Source organism: Filimonas lacunae (assembly GCF_002355595.1).
Lineage (GTDB): Bacteria > Bacteroidota > Bacteroidia > Chitinophagales > Chitinophagaceae > Filimonas > Filimonas lacunae.
Genome location: NZ_AP017422.1, coordinates 3,133,554 through 3,153,891 on the forward strand (window position 1 = coordinate 3,133,554; position 20,338 = coordinate 3,153,891).

General features: G+C 44.2%; 18 protein-coding genes. 8 read left to right on the forward strand and 10 right to left on the reverse strand.

The features are described 5' to 3' along the window. Positions 1 to 23 precede the first annotated feature (23 nt). Positions 24 to 2,279, reverse strand: a complete 2,256-nt coding sequence (locus FLA_RS12530) for a TonB-dependent receptor (protein ID WP_144264102.1) — start codon at positions 2,277 to 2,279, stop codon at positions 24 to 26. Between the two features lie 122 nt (positions 2,280 to 2,401). On the opposite strand from FLA_RS12530, the gene FLA_RS12535 reads away from it, so the two are divergent. Further along, entirely contained in the window at positions 2,402 to 3,148 is a 747-nt protein-coding gene (locus tag FLA_RS12535) for an NUDIX hydrolase (protein ID WP_076381036.1), read from the forward strand. Between the two features lie 40 nt (positions 3,149 to 3,188). Here FLA_RS12535 and FLA_RS12540 read toward each other — a convergent pair whose 3' ends face one another. The 3 genes from FLA_RS12540 to FLA_RS12550 form a co-directional block, all read right to left on the reverse strand. After that, positions 3,189 to 4,478 (reverse strand): hypothetical protein, encoded by a 1,290-nt coding sequence (locus FLA_RS12540; protein ID WP_076380832.1) that lies wholly within the window; start codon positions 4,476 to 4,478, stop codon positions 3,189 to 3,191. A gap of 161 nt (positions 4,479 to 4,639) precedes the next feature. Next, on the reverse strand, positions 4,640 to 5,548 hold the full coding sequence (locus tag FLA_RS12545; RefSeq protein WP_076380834.1) for a UbiA prenyltransferase family protein: 909 nt from the start codon (positions 5,546 to 5,548) through the stop codon (positions 4,640 to 4,642). A gap of 156 nt (positions 5,549 to 5,704) precedes the next feature. Beyond that, a complete protein-coding gene (locus tag FLA_RS12550; protein ID WP_076381037.1) occupies positions 5,705 to 5,908 on the reverse strand; it encodes a hypothetical protein in 204 nt (67 codons plus the stop codon). A gap of 430 nt (positions 5,909 to 6,338) precedes the next feature. Between FLA_RS12550 and FLA_RS12555 the strand changes: the two genes are divergently transcribed. Beyond that, positions 6,339 to 6,989 carry a hypothetical protein gene (locus FLA_RS12555; protein ID WP_076380836.1) on the forward strand — a complete coding sequence of 217 codons (651 nt, stop codon included), beginning with the start codon at positions 6,339 to 6,341 and terminating at the stop codon, positions 6,987 to 6,989. 102 nt (positions 6,990 to 7,091) lie between these two features. Here FLA_RS12555 and FLA_RS12560 read toward each other — a convergent pair whose 3' ends face one another. Then, complete coding sequence (locus FLA_RS12560; RefSeq protein WP_144264103.1) at positions 7,092 to 7,823, reverse strand: SH3 domain-containing protein; 732 nt, start codon at positions 7,821 to 7,823, stop codon at positions 7,092 to 7,094. 97 nt (positions 7,824 to 7,920) lie between these two features. On the opposite strand from FLA_RS12560, the gene FLA_RS12565 reads away from it, so the two are divergent. Next, positions 7,921 to 8,514, forward strand: a complete 594-nt coding sequence (locus FLA_RS12565) for a TMEM175 family protein (protein ID WP_076380839.1) — start codon at positions 7,921 to 7,923, stop codon at positions 8,512 to 8,514. Here the strand turns inward: FLA_RS12565 and FLA_RS12570 are convergent. Then, positions 8,511 to 8,984, reverse strand: coding sequence for a CAP domain-containing protein (locus tag FLA_RS12570; protein ID WP_084206382.1), 474 nt, complete (start codon positions 8,982 to 8,984; stop codon positions 8,511 to 8,513). The genes FLA_RS12565 and FLA_RS12570 overlap by 4 nt on opposite strands. A gap of 194 nt (positions 8,985 to 9,178) precedes the next feature. Here FLA_RS12570 and FLA_RS12575 point away from each other — a divergent pair, with 194 nt between their 5' ends. After that, a complete protein-coding gene (locus FLA_RS12575) occupies positions 9,179 to 9,916 on the forward strand; it encodes a GH12 family glycosyl hydrolase domain-containing protein (protein ID WP_076380842.1) in 738 nt (245 codons plus the stop codon). A gap of 107 nt (positions 9,917 to 10,023) precedes the next feature. Then, positions 10,024 to 11,106 carry an NADH:flavin oxidoreductase/NADH oxidase gene (locus tag FLA_RS12580; RefSeq protein WP_076380844.1) on the forward strand — a complete coding sequence of 361 codons (1,083 nt, stop codon included), beginning with the start codon at positions 10,024 to 10,026 and terminating at the stop codon, positions 11,104 to 11,106. Between the two features lie 69 nt (positions 11,107 to 11,175). Here the strand turns inward: FLA_RS12580 and FLA_RS12585 are convergent, their stop codons facing one another. Beyond that, positions 11,176 to 11,979, reverse strand: coding sequence for an RpnC/YadD family protein (locus FLA_RS12585; protein WP_076380846.1), 804 nt, complete (start codon positions 11,977 to 11,979; stop codon positions 11,176 to 11,178). Between the two features lie 115 nt (positions 11,980 to 12,094). Then, complete coding sequence (locus tag FLA_RS12590; RefSeq protein ID WP_076380847.1) at positions 12,095 to 12,274, reverse strand: hypothetical protein; 180 nt, start codon at positions 12,272 to 12,274, stop codon at positions 12,095 to 12,097. Positions 12,275 to 12,618: 344 nt separating this feature from the next. Here FLA_RS12590 and FLA_RS12595 point away from each other — a divergent pair, with 344 nt between their 5' ends. From FLA_RS12595 to FLA_RS12605, 3 genes are all read left to right on the forward strand, one after another. Further along, positions 12,619 to 14,862, forward strand: coding sequence for a tetratricopeptide repeat-containing sensor histidine kinase (locus tag FLA_RS12595; RefSeq protein WP_096510972.1), 2,244 nt, complete (start codon positions 12,619 to 12,621; stop codon positions 14,860 to 14,862). A 2-nt stretch (positions 14,863 to 14,864) separates the two neighbouring features. After that, positions 14,865 to 16,229: a sigma-54-dependent transcriptional regulator gene (locus FLA_RS12600; protein ID WP_076380851.1), complete on the forward strand. Its 1,365-nt coding sequence runs from the start codon at positions 14,865 to 14,867 to the stop codon at positions 16,227 to 16,229. A gap of 141 nt (positions 16,230 to 16,370) precedes the next feature. Next, positions 16,371 to 16,667 (forward strand): RNA recognition motif domain-containing protein, encoded by a 297-nt coding sequence (locus tag FLA_RS12605; RefSeq protein WP_076380852.1) that lies wholly within the window; start codon positions 16,371 to 16,373, stop codon positions 16,665 to 16,667. Positions 16,668 to 16,720: 53 nt separating this feature from the next. Here the strand turns inward: FLA_RS12605 and FLA_RS12610 are convergent, their stop codons facing one another. Then, complete coding sequence (locus FLA_RS12610; protein ID WP_076380854.1) at positions 16,721 to 18,736, reverse strand: eCIS core domain-containing protein; 2,016 nt, start codon at positions 18,734 to 18,736, stop codon at positions 16,721 to 16,723. Between the two features lie 11 nt (positions 18,737 to 18,747). Beyond that, positions 18,748 to 20,337, reverse strand: coding sequence for an eCIS core domain-containing protein (locus tag FLA_RS12615; protein ID WP_076380856.1), 1,590 nt, complete (start codon positions 20,335 to 20,337; stop codon positions 18,748 to 18,750). Between the last annotated feature and the right edge of the window lies 1 nt (position 20,338).

The window sequence follows — 20,338 nt, forward strand, 5'->3', positions numbered from 1 at the left end:
TTCTGTTTATATGATTGCCTGTCTTAAAATTTGAAATTAAAAGATGCTTCTACCGAGAAGGGACGGATATAAGAACTGGTTCTTACATTGTTGTAATAACTGCTGGGGTCGGTGATCAGCTCTGCGCCGGTGATAGTGCCTTTAGCGCCATTCTGGCTCAACAGGTTTACTACCGTAAGTCCTAAACCCACTTTGCTGTTTAACTGGTAAGTGGTGCCGGCAAAGGTTTCCCACCAGCCTTTGAAATATAACTGGTTGGTGAGGTTGGCAAACTGCTTGCTGAAATAGCGACCACTGGCCCAGATGCGCCATTTTTTATAGGTATAGCTGGGATCAATTTCCATCAGCACCTTGGATATCTCTACTACGTTGTTATTATCATAAGCATACTGCTTATTAAACGCAGTGAAGTTGTAGTTTTTGTAAATAGGATTCTGGAAGGTAACCAGGTAGTGTAGGTTAAACCCTTTAAATGGCTTGGCCACAATATCGGTTGTCCATCCGGTGGTTTTAATATCATAGTGTGCGCTGGCTACCGATGTTTGAGTGGCGTCTTCTGGATTTACCAGGTTTAAACGCGTTTGATAGTTGTTACGGGTTAAATACGTAACGGCCGATACTATGCTGATGAAAGGATGGTTATAATAAATACCTAAGCTGGCATAAGGCGTTTTGGTTTTGGTAAAATCCGGACGGTAGGCGCCTGAATAGTTTTCCATATCGCCATTCTTTTCGGTGTAAATGAAGTCGCCCAGGAAACCAAAGTTTTTGGTAACCTTATATACCATGTTAATGGTACCGCCCAGGTGCATCCAGTCGTTATCAAAATAGCTTTTCTCTTTACCGGTAAACACAAAGCCGGCGGTACGTGGTTGCTCGTAAAAATCACCTTTCATTTTATGGTACCTCAGGTTAACACCATAGGTAACAGTGAACTGAGGGGATACTACCCATTCATCAGAAAAGTAAGCGGTTAACTTATTTTCAAAACCATTGTGATACTCCGCTCCTATATTGTAGTTGTAAAATCCATATTGATCGGTAGTAGACGCCAGCAGCTGCCTGGGGTTAGCTCCCACTTCCTGGAAATAAAAGCTGCGGTTGGCGTAAAACTTATTTACATGGTAATACGATTCAGTTAAACCTATGCGCCAGTCGTGTTGCTGTATCTTCTTGCCTATTTCTACGCGTGACTGTAAAGCATATACCGGCACTTTAGGCGTGTGGCTGCCCAATACCGTTTGCACATAACCACTATAGGGTGTGCCGTCATCTTTATACGTAAAACCATCTGCCGCAGTAACCTGTGTAATACCGGTAGGTATGGCCAGTAAAGCAGTGGCCTGTGCGGAGTGAAAACGGGCTGTGAATTTCAGCTTCCAGTTATTGCGTAACTGGTAGTGGCCTAAAAGGTCTACCGTGTGCGATATATTGGCAATCTGTCCGGCATCGCCCAGGTTGAGATCGTAAAAATCGCCGGATAATGCATCTTTATACCGGATAATGCCATCGCTTTTATAATAGCTGGAACGGCCAATTTTAAAGTTATCCAACGCTTGCACAGCTCCTCCCTGCTTGTAAATAAAAGCTGCATAGTTATTGGGCAGCGTGGCAGCGTTGGCGTATTTATATAACAGGCTGATATCGCCTTTACCATTCTTTGATCGTTTGGTAATGCCTACACGGAATATCTGCGTTTTATCGGAGTATTTGGTAAAGCCCGGATCGTAGCTGATGGGGTCGTAGTTAACAAATGCCCCGGCAGTATAATACCAGTTGTTTTTGATTTTACCAGCAGCATTTAAATCCATCTTTATCCAGCCAAAATTGCTGGTGCTGAGGTTGGCGTTGAATTCCTGCTTATCAGTGCCTAAACGGGTGTAAGAGTTTACGGCGTAACCAAAGTCGGCAGTGGTTACGGCCCCTTCTTTCAGGCTCATTAGCCCGGTTTTGCCCAGGCTTACACTGGAGCGCCAGGTGCGTGTGGGCAGTTCGGGCCAGAAATAATATACCACCGGTAAATCGTTCTCTAAAATGGTAGTGCCACCTACGCTGGAGGGCAGGCCAATGTTCACTTCACGCGGCCCATTGTTATTGGCTGCATTCAGCATCACATTCCTGTTTTCTTCTTCTTTCTGAACAGTAGCTACATTCTTTTTTTTAGTGGTATCGCCCGCCGAAACGGCTTCCTGGGCATCTACATCAAATGGCGAAGCGGATAATAGCAGCAGCATTCCGGCAAACAAGCCATTCATACGGTTGGGTACAAGCATTTTCATGTTGATATTGGAATTTGCAAACAATACAGCAATGAATCCCTTATGGAGAAACATTGTTTCATTATGAAGCAATGTTAGACATTATTTCTGTTCCACCAAAAAATGATTTTACTTTTGCTGTTATGGAAAACATGGATTTGTTTATTCAACGCAGCGAACAGAACTATCAAAACTGCGTTCCACATATATCTATCGACTGTGTAGTTTTTGGTTTTTATGGTGGTACTTTAAAGGTATTACTGCTAAAAATGAAGGGGCAAAAGAAATGGGGCCTGCCCGGCGGTTTCTTGCTTAAAGAAGAAGATGCAGATGATGCAGCACAGCGTATTCTCACTGCTCGTACCGGCGCTACCAAAGTGTTTCTGGAACAGTTTAAAACCTTTACCCAACCCAACCGTTCAGAAGGTGCTTTAAAGCATATGCCCGATGGGATATGGTTTAAGCAACGTTTTATTTCTATTGGTTACTACGCATTGGTCAACTACCAGGACATTGAGCCCAAGCCGGATGAGATTTCGGATGCCTGCGAATGGAAGAATATTGATGAGGTACCGGAGTTAATGATGGATCACCGCACCATATTTGATGCCGCTTTGCGCAACCTGCGAATAGAGCTGAATTACAAACCTATTGGTTATAATCTGCTGCCCGAAGAGTTTACCATGCCTGAATTACAAAGCCTGTACGAAACCCTGCTGGGCCGTACATTGAACAGGGGGAACTTTTTACGGAAAATGCTGGCGTATGATATATTGATCAAGCACGATAAAACCCGTACGATAGGGGCACACCGCTCTCCTATCCTGTACAGCTTTGATATAACTAAATACAATACGGCGCTGGAAGGTGGAATGAGCGAAGCCTGGTAAAATGAGGGCTCTCCTTTTGGAAAGCCCTGCTATAAAATGCTTAGGAGTTGGTATCTGATTGGTTATTAGTAGTAGTGCTGCCGCTGCTGTTGACTGTTTTTACCGATGTGCGTATGCTTACTATTTTATTCAGCAAATCAAACCAGAATGGCGCTCCCAAACTAATGGCCAGTGCCGTAAACAAAAAGCCCAGCAACTTTTTACCACCGGTGTTATAGGTAATATAGCTAAGCTTTAACCGGGTAGCCAGGCAATGCTGCTGGTACAATAATCCAAATTGTAAACGTGCGGTAATTTCGTTTTTGTGCAAGGTCAGGCTATCCATGTTTTGTGCAACCTTTGTTAAAGAGGTGTCCATCTGTACTTGCCGCACTATGTTATGAAAAAGGCTATCCGCTTTAGTTGCTTCTTTTACATAAGCTTTATATACCGTTCCTTCCTGGTTTTTCAACTGCGCTTCCCTGAATTTGGTGCTGCTACGGCCATAATCGCTCCAACCAAGGCCAATAAGATTGTTTACCACACCTAGCTGTCCTTTGATAGAGTCCATTACTTCCTTTGCCAGTGCAGAATCTGCTCCGGAATAATGGCTGTTTGCTGCCGCGGCTGCTCCCATTTGCGCCATTTGTTCACGGGCAGCTTTATTATCGGAGAGTAAATTGGTAATCTGTATAGAATCTACGTTTAGGCTAATAGCTAATACCATCCCTATCAGTAACAGCGTAAAGTGTGTATTTCGCTTATACCAGCCACTGACCCTATCCATTGAATCGTTGAACCATTTTTCCAACCGTTGTTTAAATACATTCATATCACCGGCTGCCTGCTGCACATGATTCAGCAATATGGTTTTGGTATCTGCGTCTATTATCTTACTCTGGCTTATCAGTTCGCTCAACTGTGCCAGTGTAATGGCAGTAGCGGGCGTTTGCGGATCCAACCCTTTGAGGGTATCTATTAATATAGTGGAAAAATTATCTGCCGTAAGGTAAGAGGGCTTTTTAAAGAATACATTCTGTCCATAGTTTTTAATAACAGGATGGTTGAAAAAGCGGTTGTACAGCGTATCTTCCTTCTTGCCAGTGAACAAACGCTGAAGCAGGTTCCAGAAAGCTTCTGACACACCTATCACCAGGTATTTCAGCAGGTTCACTACTAGTCCTTTATCGGGCTGGGTATTGGAAAGCATGCTTTTTATGCCTTTGTATAACGTATTGGCCCGGCGATGAAAAAGGGTGGAAATGCCCTCTTGTATAATGGTGGCTAGCAAACTATATAAAAGAAAGATCAGGCAAAGGCTTACTACCACGCTAATAACAGTATTATACATAGTTGTAGGAATCGTTTTTTGAATTGGGTGTATGACAGATGGAATAACAAACAGGAAATTAATAATACCTGCTTACAAGTACAAATTTGATATTCATTTATATCGTTATTTTATTGTTTACACATTAGTGCAAAAAGAAAATGCGGTTGGAGGCTATGATGTTAATGTACCAATATAGCCGCCAGTACACCGCAAACTGCTTTTATCAGCATCATTCCGTCAATTACGGCCAGGTAATACATAATGTTTCTACGTTGGTGGAGGGAGTAAGCCACTATAATCATTAGCAAAAAAGGCAAAATATTAAGTACTACCCGTAGTGGCTTAAAGTGCATATAAGCTGAAAAAAGTAACAGGGAAAATAACCCTGCAATAGTAATAGGGATGATAATATTGAAAATGGTTTTGCGTAAGCCTACACGCACCACAAAGGTTTTTAGCTGGTTGTTGCTGTCCGATGCGTAATCCTTTATATCAAACATGATACATAATACTGTTATGTACATCCAGTTTTTCAATGCCAGCCACCCGGTCATCAGCACAAAAGGATATACTTTACCTTCTTCTACTTCTTTCCATAATATAGGGTAAATGGTTACTACGCCTGCCCATACAAACCCAATAACAAAAGGCTTCATCCACCCGGTTTTGCGAAGGTTGAGACTCAATACCCGTAACACCGGCAAATCATAGTAAAAGGCTGCCACCAGCGGAAACAACAATGCCACCATCCATTGACCAACCGGTATTACCGCAAAACCCCGGAAATAGCGGCCCAGTAAGTACACACAGCCCACCACGGCCAATACACAAAAAATGGTTTGGGAATACCCTACAGTTTTTTTATGCGTACCATACCATACGCTTCTTTTGTTAAAAGGGTTAATATACTTTTCGTGTATATAGGCATACGTATAATACACCACCGAAGCGCTGAATAAGATGACATAAAAGAAAGGATGATTGAGCGGAATTTGAAGCTGGTAGGCTGCTTCTATACTTAACGCAGTGGCACATACTCCGTAAAAGAAGTTGCCAAACAAAATGTATTCAATCAGGTTCTTCCTCAAGGCGTTATACTTAATGATACCGTAACCAATATAGTTACCACAAAAGTAATTAATTGGGGAATGCTGGTGTCAACTGTTGCTCTGATTACTCAACCCGCAAAAAAATACAGGCAGCTCTGTTCCGGTATTTCCTGCCCGGATGGCTGCCTGTTGTTATTAATCATCTTCTTCTTTACCCGTGTCGGTATGCTTTCCGCCCTCGTCTTCTATTGTTTCTTTTGTTTTGTTCACCAGCGACGAAACCGGGCCTTTCATGTGATCCTGCGGATCAGTGGTGTGTAAAGTTTCCGGATCGGGCTGTATCGCTCCTTTCTGCTGGTCTTTCTTAGGATCTTTCTCGTCTTTTTTGTTCTGTGTCATAGGGTAACTGTGTTGGTTAGGTAATACTGGAAACAAAATCATGCCAGACGGTTTTTCCGGGAAATTGTATATTAAAAACATGGGGTAATGTTTACTGAACAGCCTATTAGCAGCGAGGAAAATATATGCTTCCCGGAGTTGTCAGGAAACTTCCTGGCTCAATCAGGAAGTTTCCTGATTCAGAAAGGATATTTCCTGATTAAATCCGGAAGCTTCCTGTTTAGATGAGGGCACTTCCTGTTTTAACAAGGAATATTCCTGCCTTTAATAGGAAGCTTCCTGAGAAAAATAAAAACTTTCCTGTATAAATCCGGAAACTTCCTAAACAATTCAGGGTATTTCCTGTTAATATCCGGAACCTTTTTAACTGAACAAGGAAGTTTCCGAAAAGAATCCGGAAGCTTCTAATAAATCTTTTAATGATTGCCTTATGAAGAAATATAAAGACTTTATACCCAAATCAGATGCAGAATTAGCGGTTTATGCATTTGGTTACAAAACCAACTTCCGTAAAATGGCCACGTTGGCTATTCCACATCTTACTAATGATGATATAGAAACGCACGAAGCAGAAGTGCAACATATGATAGATCTTATTTATAAAATAGATATTAAAAAGGCAGAACTCGCAGGTCTTGTTTCAGAGAAAAACCAAGCTGTTTCGGAAACAGTTGCCAAAATCCGGAGGATGGCTACATATGCTAAAAATGGAGAAGCGAGGGATAGTCCTGAAGTTGCTGCTGCAGGCTTGAAGTGCCAGGCTATTCGGTTAGAACTAAGAGATTTAAGGCCTACACTCACTATTAAATCCAATTACGATTTTATTGAAATTGCTTTTAATAAGCATCACGTCTTACCTATTGCTATTTATAGCCGGAAATCAGGAGTGGCTGAATGGGAATTTGTAAGCTATGCCACCACTTCACCTTATATTGATAAAAGACCACCTGCTATACCAGGTCAGCCGGAAAGACGCGAATACCAGGCTAATTATACCGATTATCAATCCTGCATCAGCCAGAAAAGCGGTATAGTGTCAACCGTCTTAATGGGAGGTCTGAAAGTTATACAGCCTGATTAAAGCGTATTGGCCCCCTGCTCTATCTCAGTGCGGGGGCTTTTCTGTTTAATAAGTAAACCTTGTTCCTAACATTGTTATTTCACTTACTGCTATATTCCTCTTTTAACATTCATGACACATGAGCCTTTCTATAAATTCGCCATTTTCCCAAACCCATATAATGGAATAATGTCCTGCGCCATCGCTGTGAGCAGTTGACATAAACAGGCGTTTATGTTTTACATCTATCATTATATCAACCCCACCATTTTCGGGTTGGTATAATCCTTTTATAGCTTCTGCAGGAAACTCGCTAATGACGCTTCCCCATTGCACTGTAATTTTCTTATACTCAGTTCGGGGCATATCGCCATCGGTGCCCCAATAATGAGCGCCATCTATTTTCGTAATCGGGCCAGGGCCATAGCCGGTAAATTCTTTAGAACGTGTAATCCGGTGTTCTTTGGGAACGAAGGGTTTTATAGAAACGGTTACTTTGATGGAGTCTAATTGATAAATACAGGTTTGTGCGGTTTCGCTTTTCAGTTTCATTTGCTGGATATCGGGTATTTTATCTATAGAAAACAACCGGGAAGCATATATGTAGCCCTCGTTCTCCCGTCCTTTTTTATTGTATACAATATAAGTCCAGTTGGGGCCACTGCCTGTATAGCCTTCCGCCACTATTCGTTCATTGGAAAGCGTATCGATGATTTTTGCTGACAGCGTGCTGTCGGCACGCACGTTTACAAAACCGTCTTTATCCTGAATCAGGTAATATTGGCTCCATATGCTATTGGAACAAAGCATAAGCAGGCAGAGGGAAAGTGTTTTTATCAGTAGCTTTGGATACATCAGTAAAGGGTTGTTTGCATAAATATATCAAATTTTGCATATTCGCTGCCTTTCTCTAATTTTCGCTCCTACTACTATTCGCATTTCCGTATAGACTATGACCAAAAACAGATTAGAAGCCTTTAGTGATGGCGTATTGGCTATTATCATCACCATTATGGTGCTGGAAATTAAAATTCCGCACGGTACGGAATGGGTTGACTTAAAGCCCCTGATTCCTATATTGTTGAGTTACTTTTTCAGCTTTATTTATGTGGGCATTTACTGGAACAATCACCACCACCTGTTTCATATTGTAAGTGCCATTAATGGTAAAGTAATGTGGGCCAACCTGCATTTTTTGTTCTGGGTATCTTTACTGCCTTTTGCTACCGGGTGGATGGATGAAAATCATTTTGCCAGCTTACCGGTTGCTTTGTACGGGTTTATTCTGCTAATGTGTGGAGCTGCCTGGCGTATGATGGCGCATACTATTATCCAATACGAGGGTAATAACTCCCGGTTAAAGCAGGCTGTGAAAAGCGATTACAAAACCGTGGTATCTATTGTTTGTTATATAGCGGGTATTACCCTGGCATTTGTAGTGCCGATAGTAAGCACGGTGTTATACGTGTTTGTGGCTGCAATATGGTTTATACCGGATAGGAGAATTGAAAACAAGCTGATGGAAGAAGAGCATGACAGCCTTTAGCGGCCGAATTCCTGTACCCAGTAAGTATCGGCCCTGCCCGCTCCCATTTGTACATATAGGGTATCCATCATAGCTTTGCAGTGTGCTTCGCTGCTTAACCAGCCGGCTATTACTGCGGTGATGTTATTATACCCCCTGGCAATATTTTCCCCCACATACTGACCTGTATATCCTGCTGCCTGTACCCTTTGTACAGGCGATGTTCCCTCGGGCGTAATATGACTGAAATAGTTACGTTGATACATGTCCCGGGCATGAGCATCAGCAGCTTTTTGCAAAGTGTCGTTCCAGGTTACAGCGGGTGCAGGCGGCATGGTATCCTGTCCGCAACGGCAGCCTTTGTTCCGGATGCTGTTTACTGCATCCAGCATGTCTGTCTTGGAAAATAGGCTATTGATGGCATCTGTGTTCTTTTTACAGCTGCACAATAGCAGGTATAGCATTAGCAGTGTTACAACAGGCAATCGCATAATAGATAGGATAGGCAATAAAAGTACAGTAATCCTGTATCTGTAGCAATATGGTTAACATTTCAGCACTATTTAGAAACAAATGATACCCCTGGCTGCCAAACCAGCTTTCTATTTTTATAGCGATTCTCGGTTGTCATTATTGCCATATATAAACACCTCATTCATTCACGATTGCCAAACGGAATAAAAGTATGAAACATGTATTAATTCTTTTGTCAGCCATATTATTGTTGCCAGCCTGTAAAAAAAACACAGCCAGCCAGCAAAACACCAATCCGCAGGTAGAAGCTAATTGGTCGTCCAGTGCACAATGGGGCACCTGGACCAATGGAGGTTATACTCTTTACAATAATATCTGGGGCAGTGGCGCGGGCGCGCAAACTATTTGGGCCAATACGTATAGTAATTGGGGCGTATGGGCCAATCATCCCAACACCGGCGGAATAAAATCTTATCCTAATAGCACCCGGTATGTAGGGGTGGCTTTAGGCTCGTTAAACACTTTAAGCAGCTCTGTAAGCGCTACTACCCCTTCGGGTGGGGCCTGGACCAGTTGTTACGATGTGTGGGACAGCAACAATGCCAATGAAATTATGCTATGGTTAAACTGGACAGGGGCTGTTGCGCCTATCTCTTATACCTACAACTCGGCCGGCACACCTACGCCGGTAGCTACCAATGTTACGGTAGGTGGCGCTACCTGGAATATTTATCGCGGAAATAACTCTGTTAACAACGTATATTCTTTCCTGCGCACTACTAAAACCAACAACACAACTATTGACATCAAAGCCATTATGAACTGGATTAGAAACCAGGGCTGGTTTGGCAATGTTACGGTAGGTAATGTGCAGTATGGTTATGAAATCACTTCTTCCAGCGGAGGTTTGGATTTCGTATGTAACAGCTATTCTGTAAGCTTTAACTAAAAAACACTGGCAATAGTGGCAAAGCCGTTTCAACATACGTTGAGCGGCTTTTTTGTATCTTTAGCTCTTATCCGATTATCATATCAGCAATATAAAAGAAGTGTTAGATGAGTGTAAGTAAACTATTATCGCCTTTTGCGATACGCGGCACTGTGTTTAAGAACAGGATTGTAATTGCGCCCATGTGCCAATACTCGGCAACAGATGGTTTTGCCAACGACTGGCACCTGGTGCACCTGGGCAGTCGTGCCACCGGCGGCGCAGCATTGATTATACAGGAAGCTACTGCTGTTAGTCCCGAAGGCCGCATTACCGCCAATGACCTGGGTTTATGGAAGGATGGGCATATTGCCAAGCTACAACAGATTGTAAACTTTTTGCACTCTCAGGGAGCGCTTGCGGGCATACAATTGGCGCATGCAGGCCGTAAAGCCAGCTGTGTACCTCCTTTTAAAGGCGGTGCCCAATTACCCTCCAGCGACCCGGAAGGCTGGAAAACATTAGGCCCCAGCCCTATTGCCTTTAAAGATACCCAGGAGCCGCCTGCTGCTTTAGATGAAGCTGGTATTCGGCAGGTGATCAATGATTTTGTAAGCGCTACTAAACGCGCCCGTGAAGCAGGGTATGACGTAGTGGAGATACACGGTGCGCATGGTTATTTGCTGCACCAGTTTTACTCCCCTATCAGCAACCAACGTACCGATGAATATGGTGGCAGCTTTGAAAACAGGGTGAAGCTTTTATTGGAAATTACCAGGGCTGTAAAGAAAGAATGGGGCAACGAAAAGCCGTTGTTTGTTCGCATATCCGCTACCGACTGGACAGAAGGCGGCTGGACTATTGAAGACAGCGTGCGCCTGGCTACACTGTTAAAAGAAGCAGGTGCGGACGTGATTGATACCTCTACCGGTGGCAATGTTAGCGGAGTTCACATTCCACTTAAACCTGGCTACCAGGTGGAATTTGCTGCGCGCATCAGGAAAGAAGCGGCTGTTACTACTGGTGCGGTGGGCTTAATTACTTCTCCGCAACAGGCAGAAGAGATATTGGTGAAGGAAGAAGCTGATTTAATTCTCATAGCCCGTGAAAGTCTTCGCAATCCTAACTTTCCGTTGTTGGCTGCGGCTGTGTTACAGGATGAAATTCATTGGCCTGAGCAGTATGACAGAGCGAAGCCGATACATGTATAAGTGCAAAATAAAAAGCCGGTAGTGTGTAGCTACCGGCTTTTTGAATAAGTTATTGTTGTTAGACTTTTATTACCTGTTAATTTTTTTAAGCTGATCAAGTGTGAAACCTGTTAATCGCTTAATTGTTTCCTCATTCATTCCAATTTTAATCATCTCTAAGCCAATTTCTACTTTGCTCTTCACTTTTCCTTCTTCTACACCTTCTTCCCGCCCTTGCAGGTATCTTATATCATTTCTTATGTCTAGTGTAACTGGCATATAAACCTCCGCTTTAACAATTTGCTCTTGCAAATCAATTCCACGTAACTGTGCTATTATTTCAAGGTGCTTTACTTTTTCTCTGAAAACAGTATCATCACCCTTCGTTAATATTTGCAATTTAGTCAAAATTTCCCGTATCAGCTCTAGTTTATCTCCATTTCCTGTTAAAATGGCGAGCAATACCTCTCCCGGATCGTCAGAGGAAAGAAACACTTTTGATGATATATTTCTTATATCTATAATGGGACAAGTATACTGGAGCCCGAAAGACTCGTAGCTGTTTACCATTGTCATTGTTTTCTCCCCTACGTATATTACGATACCCATCACCTTTTTACCATAGCATTCTGCCAATAATAAATCATATTTAGCCATACGAAAGGCCATTTGATGATCATTTGTCGACTGCCATTCGACATGCAATATGAAGGATGTACCAGTAACAGGCACTACCTCCACCACTGTATCTGCTTCACGTTCTATTATTGTTTGCTGTACTTTAGTGGGCAAAGGCAAGATCTTATCTGTTTCTATGGCAAGTAAAGATTTAAGCAGGTTATGTTTGGGGTTCTTAAATGTTTCTCGTAGAATCTTGTCATATTCATTGGCCATTCGCAGCTCTCGTATTTAAGTTTTAAATGTAAACACGAGAGTCTTTACAGCAGCTGTTCATTTTATTCATTATCTACCTGCAAATAATAATCTCAATAATCACCTGCTATGTTAACTAGGAAGCTTTTAGCTGTTCTTCCATTTTTTTAAGCTGTTCTAAAGTATGTCCGGTAATTTTTTGAATAAGAGAAAATGAAATCCCTTCTTTCAACATTTTTAAAGCACATTCCTGATTAGCATCTTCTGCTCCCTGTAGGTATCTTATGTCTTTCCTAATATCAAGTATAACCGGCATTGTACTTTTTTAGTTACTTTTATACAGTTAATGGCTAAATTTACTCATCCTTACCTGTACAGCTCCTGTTCATTTTATTCATTCTTAATCACTTAATTTTGCTGGTGTATCCTGACGGATTTGTTATTTTTCGCAAATGATATCATGAAATTACGATATGCCGTTAGGTGTCGTTTGCGGGTGAATTATACAACAGCATCAATTTCAACCATTTAGGCTGCTGGCATCTAAATTGCCAATGGGCTTAGCAGAACCAGTGATATATCATACTAAAAGGGCATACTATACCAATAATACCTAAGGCGTATTGCTTCACGCGCTTTCGCTACCTCTGTTTTAGTGTAGTGCTTCTACTTTGTGTATATGCTACAGCTTATTCCCAGCCTTACAGAAGAGATATAAAGGTTATTCATGAAAAGTTAGCGCAGTCGGCTTCCAACAGTAAAGAAAGAGTGGATCTGTTGCTGGTTTTAGGCAGGTATTACCTGGAAAATCCCGGCGAGCTTCCTAAAGATCTGGATAGCGCTTTATTAATTTGCCGTGCAGCAGCCCGTATGAGTGTTGCACTGAATTATGCTGCAGGTAAAGGAAAGGCACAATTACTGGAAGCGAATATTTGTTTTGAAAAAGGACAGCCTGAGCAATCAAGACAGTTGTTACATGCTACCCTGGTATTTTGCCGGGAGCATCACCTGCTGGCCACAGAAGCGGAATGCAATGTGTCATTGGCGCATTTGGCAAGCAATGCCCGGGAAAACCTGGATGAAAAAATGCGGCTGTATAAGCTGGCCATACAGCTGTTTAAAGAAGCCGATGAAAAGCAAAGTGAAGCCACCTCATTAAAAATGCTGGCCGACTTTAGCCAGATAAAGGGCAACCATGTAGAAGCTCTGGCCTACCTGCACCAGGCACAATTGATTTACGACTCCATTCATTTTGCCGATATGCAGGGGGTATACAATCTGTTCAGCAATATTTATGCGCAGATGGGTAATTATACCCTGGCCCTGAAGTATGGCTTAATGGCGGCAAAAACAGCGGAAGATATGCAGGATAGCAGCCTGCAGGTAAGCTCTATTTATAACCATCTGGCACTGACCTATTATCAATTGTACCAGGATTCTTCTGCTATCAACACCTGGAAGAAGTCTTTACAAATAGCGCAGCAGTTTAAAGACACGGGTTACATTGGTACCATCACCTGTAACATTGCGCATTTATATCACCGCATGCACCGGTATAACGATGCCATTCGTATGCTCAACAGTTTGCGTAACTGGAATTTTGTTGACTTACAAAACCGCATTCGTGTTCCTTATATCTTTTTCAATGTATATGAAAGCCTGAAGCAGCGGGATAAAATGGATTTTTATTATAAGCAGCTGCTACAGTTTCATGTAACCATTGACAGAGACGACCCCAACCAGCCTAATATATACAAGGCTATTATCCGTTATTTATTTTCTACCCGGCAGTATTCGCAAATGTTACCGTATGTGCAGGAGCTGGACAATATAACCATGCGATCGGGCAACAACAATATCCGTTCGCAAAACCAGCTGGAATGGTTTAGAATGGACTCTGCCACCGGTAACCTGGCTTCTGCCCTGGAGCATTATAAGTTGTATAAGGCCTATTCCGATTCGGTATTTAATATTGAAAAAAGCAAACAGATCTATAACCTGGAAGTAGAATTTGAAACAGAACGAAAGGATAAGAACATTCAACTGCTTACCCAAAAGAACGAACTACAGCATAAAACCATACAAAAGGAAAAGCTCACCTCGCAAATTTTAATAGGCGGCGCGTTACTGTTAACATTGCTGCTGTTGCTAAGCTTTAGCAGCTACCGATTAAAGAGAAGGGTGAATTTGCAATTGCAGAACAAGCAGGAGGAAATTAATACGCAAAATCAGCTGCTGAAAAATGTGTTGCGGGAAAAAGAGTGGCTGCTGCGCGAGATTCACCACCGGGTAAAAAACAACCTGCAAATTGTTATCAGTTTATTAAACACCCAGTCGGCCTATCTGAACAATGAAGACGCGCTGGCTGCAATACGCAACAGCCAGCACCGCATGCATGCCATGTCGTTAATACACCAGAAGCTGTACCAGAGCGATAATATGGCCTGTATTGATATGGACTGGTATATACGCGAGTTGGTCACCTACATGCGTTACAGTTTTCATACAGATAAAAGGATACGTTTTACCCTTCACTCCCAAACCATTGAACTGGATGTGGTGCAGGCTATTCCGTTGGGACTTATTTTAAACGAAGCAGTAAGCAATGCTATCAAGTATGCTTTCCCGGACAATCGCACTGGTGCCATACATATTTCCTTCGAAAAAGAAGAGGATGACTATTGCCTGCTTACCATTTCGGATAACGGTGTTGGTTTGCCTGAGGGTTTTGACATCCACCAATGTCAGTCGCTGGGTATGAGCCTGATGAATGGGTTAAGTGAGCAACTGGGTGGGGTATTTTATATTAACAATCACAATGGGGTTACTATTACTATCCACTTTCCGCTTAATCGACAGCTGGAGATAAATGGTAATCCGGCAACCATAAACACGATGCTATAGCCATGATACAGAAAGAGAAGATTTTAATTGTAGAGGATGAATTTATTGTTGCCAACGATTTGCGTCTGATGCTGCACAAAGCTGGTTACCAGCCCTGTGGTATTGCCTCATCGGTAGAGCAGGCCCGCCAGCTGGTAGCTACACAAAGTCCGGATTGGGTGTTGCTGGATATTATGCTGAAAGGGTCGTTAACCGGTATTGATCTGGCGCGTGAGCTGATGCAGCAAAAAATACCTTTCCTGTTCATTTCTGCCAACACCAATCAATCGATACTGGAAGCTGCCAAGGCCACCCACCCCTACGGTTTCCTGGTAAAGCCTTTTCGCGAAAGAGATTTGTTTGTGATGCTGGATATAGCCCGTTACCGGTATCAAACCGAAACGGCACAGGTGCAGCAAAGACCTGCTGTTAACCGGGTGAATGATATTCCGGGCATTATAGGTGAGAATGCCGCCTTAATAGATGTGATTGAAAAGATTAAGATTGTAGCGCCGGTTACCACTTCCGTGCTCATTTTAGGCGAAAGCGGCACCGGAAAAGAAAAAGTAGCTCAAAGTATTCACCAGTATAGTAACCGGAAAGCCGGCCCATTTGTTACCATTAACTGTGCAGCCTTGCCCGTAAGCCTGGTAGAAGCAGAATTGTTTGGGCATGAAAAAGGCGCCTTCACCGGTGCGGTGCAACAACGTGCTGGAAAGTTTGAGCAGGCGCATGGCGGTACTATATTCCTGGATGAAATAGGCGAACTGCCCCTGGATGCACAGGTGAAACTGCTGCGCGTGTTACAGGAAAAAGAGGTGGAACGGCTGGGGAGCGATACGGTTATTAAAACCGATGTGCGCGTGGTGGCAGCTACCAACCGGCAGCTGGAGAAGGAAGTGGCGGAAGGCCGGTTTCGGCTCGACCTGTATTATCGCTTGAACGTGTTTCCGATAGAATTGCCCGCGTTACGTAAGCGTAAGGATGATTTGGAAGCCCTCACCTATCATTTTATCCGTAAATACGGTCCTGCTTCGCCTATGAAGGTGAACAGCATCAGCGCTGCGGCGCTGGCACAGTTACAAGGCTATCACTGGCCGGGTAACGTGCGCGAACTGGAGCACCTGATAGAGCGTCATGTGCTGCTGGCTTATACCAATTGTATAGAGGAGGTGAACCTGCCGCAAATGGCAGAACCGGAATACACCCTTGACAATGGCCCGGTAAAAACCCTGAAAGAAATTGAAACCGAACATATATTAAACACCCTTAAAGCTTGCAAGGGAAAAGTGTATGGCCCGGGAGGAGCCGCCGAAGTTTTACGTATTCCTGCCGCCACTTTGTATTCCAAAATGAAGAAATTAGGGATCAAACAAGACTTTTTTTGATAAAAAACCTTCTTTTGCCTACCGGAAAACAAGGAAAATGCAATAGAACTGCATGATTACGCGGTTTATACGTACCTTTCAGTTTTAACGCATAACCCTTATTTCCAACAACCATTATTTTTATAACCAATTGAATTCATTATGAGGCTTTCGGTATCATCCTTACCCCCCGATTTTGACAAATACGATTTGCAAAGATTGTTTGCTCCCTTCGGTTGGGTAGCCTATTCTAAAATTTTTTACGATCCAATTACTTTAAAAAGTACCCGTAAAGGTGTTGTAGAATTTAGAGAAGACCGTCAGGCTATTGCTGCCATGGAAGGTTTACAAGGTAAAATGGTAGGCCAGCACCCGCTCAATATTAAAGAGAAAAAGGCCAGACCTTTTAACGATGATAATAGCAACAACAACTACGATAATAACAACAACTATCGATAAACGGAATAAAAAAAGCGGCTACCAGCCGCTTTTTTGTAAGTATTCCAGATGGGTTATGCGTTGTTGTAAAATGTAGTACACTGTGCATTTGTTAAGGATGGTTGCCTGATAAAGCCTGTTGGACTTGGACTCATTAACCCTATTGCATCGTGATTTTCCTGGTGCATAATAATATGCCCCAGTTCATGCGCCAGTGTGGCTGCGTCTGCAATGTCCTGCACTACAGCCTTATTGCGTAATAGTATGCTTGTTCCCGGCCCTCCTGTTGTAGAATACGCTCTACCGCCATCAATACCTGAAAACGTATGTACAAAAAAGGCACGATACCGGGCATTGAGGCCAAACATAGCGCTTCCGGTTCTAAATAAGCGTGTTGCTTCCGGAGTTGTAGAACTGGCATCCATAGAGGTGGCCAGGTCGGTATCGCCTATTAATGCATTGGTTTGTGCCTGTGTAGCTGTAGCGTTTACCCCGTGTACCACCCGCACGTTACATTGTGAATAAATAGCGTTGGCAAAAGCCACATGATTAGCCGGATCGGCTGTAGCTCCAAACATTCTTAAAGTATCTATCGTAATTGTTTTTTCCGGAAGTGTGCGCGCTGCATCAGGTGGTGCAGTAGCTGTTCCCGCACCCCCAAATAAATTGCCGGCACGGGTTACTCCTTCCTGCTGGGCAGTAGTGGGCGTTGCAGGCATCAATGCCAGTGCCTGCTGTATTACTCTTATAATGACTGCACCATCTCTTTGGGCTGCCAGTAAACGCGCTTCGGGCAGTACCATATTATTGGCAAATTCCAACGCTACATCAAATCCCGAAGCGCCCAGTTGGCGAAACACTTCTGTAATTAACGGTTGCGCAGCCACTGCATTGGTAAGCGCCAGTGCATTTAAATGAATGCCCCTGGATAAGGCATCTGCATGGGATGCTAAAAATGCCGCAGCATTTGCCTGAACGGTTGCTGCGGGTTGTGCTGCATTGGCAGCGGCAGGCATATCCAAAGCGGGTTGCATGGCTGCGGTAAATCCACCGGCAAGCGCCCTTATCTGTAAAGGGTGTAAAGTGCCTATATGCGTAGTATCGTCTATTTCTACCGGCAAAGGCAAGCGCACGCCTGCCCGCCAGTTGGTCATAGCGGGCACAGGCAGATAATACTCATTATATACCAGTAAGGCCTGGGCCAACTCTTCATCGGTAATTCTGTCCAATGGTAAAGGAGATGCTGCGCCAGGCGGCGTAAAAGGGGTGGCCGTTAACCATAGGGGCAGTATTTCCCTGGCAATTCTGCGTATACTCATTCCCTCTGCTACAATTACATTCAGGCGGCTGGCAGCTCCGTTCAGCAACCCGCCCTGTATAGTTACAGGCCCTACCACTGTATCCGTAACATTGTTGGGAAAAAAACGGATGCCACTTCTTGCCGCATTGCCTAACCGCATGGTATACCCTACAGCACCAGGATCGGCACGGGAAATTTGAGCAGTGGCCACGGGGGCTATAGCGCCTGTAACCTGCCGGTTACCTCCCGTAGCCACCTGTGCTGCGGTTTGATGCGCCTGTTGCTCGTAAGCGCTGTGTGCATCATCAATACGCAACGGGCCAGTATGTTGCATACGTTGCTGTTGTATGGTATGGGTAAGTTCATGCGCTATCAGCTGCCGCCCGGCAGAATCTCCTCCCTGGTAGCGCCCCGGCGCAAATACAATATGCTCTCCCGAAGTATAGGCCAGTGCGTTAATGGCCTGGGCCGATTGGCCTGCCCTGGTGTCGGCATGCACACGCACCCGGCTGAAATCGTGCCCGAAGCGAGGTTCCATAAAATGACGGATAGAGGTGTCCAGCGGTTCGCCCTTTGATTGTAATACCTCCTGTACAATACCCGGAATCTCCGGCTGTGTGCGTTCATCTGTGGCCGCACGTTGTATTTGTCCTTCTTTCTTTTTCTTACAGCTGTCGCATTCTCCACCTTCCGCCGATTTGTGTTCGCAGCCACATTTCTGAATCACCTTGCTTTCGATTACCGGGGCAACTGAGGGTTTAGCAGCTGGTGCTGCTATTGGCTGATGCATATGATATCTGTTTAGAATGCTTTGTTATAATCTTCGGCGGGCATTACAATGGCGCCTGACTCCCATACCCATTTTTCCAATGGGGTTGCTTCCAGCACGTTGGGGTCATCCGGCCCTTTATCCCAATGCACTTCGTATACTACTCCATTGATCAGCAAAGTCATATGTGTACCACCCCGCGCAGTAATTACCGCCAGTGGTATTTTATGCAGCTTATCAATACCGGTCATGTTGTTTTGCTTAATAGGCTCGGTGCGGCGGTATTCTATAACGGACTTATCCGGGTCAACCGGTATACCGGTTTTCTCATTAGAACTTTTATATTCTTTATTCTTTTTTACACCATTATTAGCCACAGAAGCTTCGGGTTTGCCATCCCCGGGATTTCTGGGGTCGGGCGCCCAAAACACTGCTTTCCAGCCAGCCTGGCTGATCAAGGCTTTTACCAGCTCATTGCCTTTGAATTTTCCATTACTGGTTTTCTGTGCTTCCTGAAACACCTTAGTCCAGTCGGCTGCCCTGCCCTGTGCATTGAAAGTATATTTTAATACATCCAGCACATAGTTGGTACAATCTGATGCAGTAACTCCCGATGGCGCAGCCGAACCGCAACGGTTACCCTGCATGGTGCCGGTGCCGGTAGCTGCTACCGACTCTTTATGTTCCAGCATCATAGAACGCGCCTTGGCTCCTCCTACTTCGCCAAAGGTATGTGTGCCGGGACTATCTGTTATGTTCTTTAATCCCGCCTTATTCATCATGGCAACAGGCGTGGTGGTGTACGCATAAAAAGTGCTGTCTGCATAATATATGGGGTGATGGGTTTTATTACGTGCGGTACAACGCAGCGTATACCTGCCCTGTCCTTTGCTGAGCATATCTGGGCGCACCTCAAAGGGCGATGAGGTAGATTTTGCACCGCCGCGTGTAGTAGAACGTCCTGTTATATACACATCCCCGGGGCCATATATCTCCCAGGTAAGATGCTCTATTTCGGGGTCGTTCATAGCTATGTTCACATTTTTGGCTTTCGCATCTGCTATCACTACATCTTCTATAGGATCAATTGTAACCTTACTGCGGTCGTACTTAGCCGTTACGCCATCATAGTCAGGGGCTGCGGGTGTACGCATAATGGAAGGAGATGCCCCCTCGCTTATACCCGTAGTCTTTTGCGGGCCACCGCTTACCTGCCCGGCGGCTTTATGCGCCTGTTGTTCCAGGCCGTTATGCTGGTTGTTAAAAGAAAGGGAGGATGTGGCGGCTTTGCTTACTTCGCCCTGTTGTATGGTATGGGCCAGTTCGTGTGCAATCAGCTGCCGGCCCTGTATGTTACCCGGCTGGTATTGCTGATGGCCAAATACAATATCCTGCCCTACCGTATAGGCTTTGGCCTGCACAGCGCCTGCTGCTTCGGTAGCCTGGTCGCCGGAGTGTATGCGTATATTAGAAAAGTCATGTCCAAAACGTGGCTCCATTTCAGTGCGTAAAGCCGTATCCAGTGGCTTGCCGTTGCCCTCCAGGGCCTGTTTGGCAATAGGCGGCACCGGCGTGGCTTCCGTTACCGGCGCTACGGTTGGTGCAGGTATTTTTTTTCGCATG

What these genes read in the sequence shown, in the direction of transcription:
- FLA_RS12580 (WP_076380844.1), top strand. Translation starts at nt 10,024, where the DNA reads ATGAGTGTAAGTAAACTATTATCGCCTTTTGCGATACGCGGCACTGTG.
- FLA_RS12590 (WP_076380847.1), bottom strand. Translation starts at nt 12,274, where the DNA reads ATGCCGGTTATACTTGATATTAGGAAAGACATAAGATACCTACAGGGA.
- FLA_RS12540 (WP_076380832.1), bottom strand. Translation starts at nt 4,478, where the DNA reads ATGTATAATACTGTTATTAGCGTGGTAGTAAGCCTTTGCCTGATCTTT.
- FLA_RS12615 (WP_076380856.1), bottom strand. Translation starts at nt 20,337, where the DNA reads ATGCGAAAAAAAATACCTGCACCAACCGTAGCGCCGGTAACGGAAGCC.
- FLA_RS12600 (WP_076380851.1), top strand. Translation starts at nt 14,865, where the DNA reads ATGATACAGAAAGAGAAGATTTTAATTGTAGAGGATGAATTTATTGTT.
- FLA_RS12550 (WP_076381037.1), bottom strand. Translation starts at nt 5,908, where the DNA reads ATGACACAGAACAAAAAAGACGAGAAAGATCCTAAGAAAGACCAGCAG.
- FLA_RS12585 (WP_076380846.1), bottom strand. Translation starts at nt 11,979, where the DNA reads ATGGCCAATGAATATGACAAGATTCTACGAGAAACATTTAAGAACCCC.
- FLA_RS12565 (WP_076380839.1), top strand. Translation starts at nt 7,921, where the DNA reads ATGACCAAAAACAGATTAGAAGCCTTTAGTGATGGCGTATTGGCTATT.
- FLA_RS12575 (WP_076380842.1), top strand. Translation starts at nt 9,179, where the DNA reads ATGAAACATGTATTAATTCTTTTGTCAGCCATATTATTGTTGCCAGCC.
- FLA_RS12560 (WP_144264103.1), bottom strand. Translation starts at nt 7,823, where the DNA reads ATGTATCCAAAGCTACTGATAAAAACACTTTCCCTCTGCCTGCTTATG.
- FLA_RS12535 (WP_076381036.1), top strand. Translation starts at nt 2,402, where the DNA reads ATGGAAAACATGGATTTGTTTATTCAACGCAGCGAACAGAACTATCAA.
- FLA_RS12570 (WP_084206382.1), bottom strand. Translation starts at nt 8,984, where the DNA reads ATGCGATTGCCTGTTGTAACACTGCTAATGCTATACCTGCTATTGTGC.
- FLA_RS12555 (WP_076380836.1), top strand. Translation starts at nt 6,339, where the DNA reads ATGAAGAAATATAAAGACTTTATACCCAAATCAGATGCAGAATTAGCG.
- FLA_RS12530 (WP_144264102.1), bottom strand. Translation starts at nt 2,279, where the DNA reads ATGAAAATGCTTGTACCCAACCGTATGAATGGCTTGTTTGCCGGAATG.
- FLA_RS12610 (WP_076380854.1), bottom strand. Translation starts at nt 18,736, where the DNA reads ATGCATCAGCCAATAGCAGCACCAGCTGCTAAACCCTCAGTTGCCCCG.
- FLA_RS12605 (WP_076380852.1), top strand. Translation starts at nt 16,371, where the DNA reads ATGAGGCTTTCGGTATCATCCTTACCCCCCGATTTTGACAAATACGAT.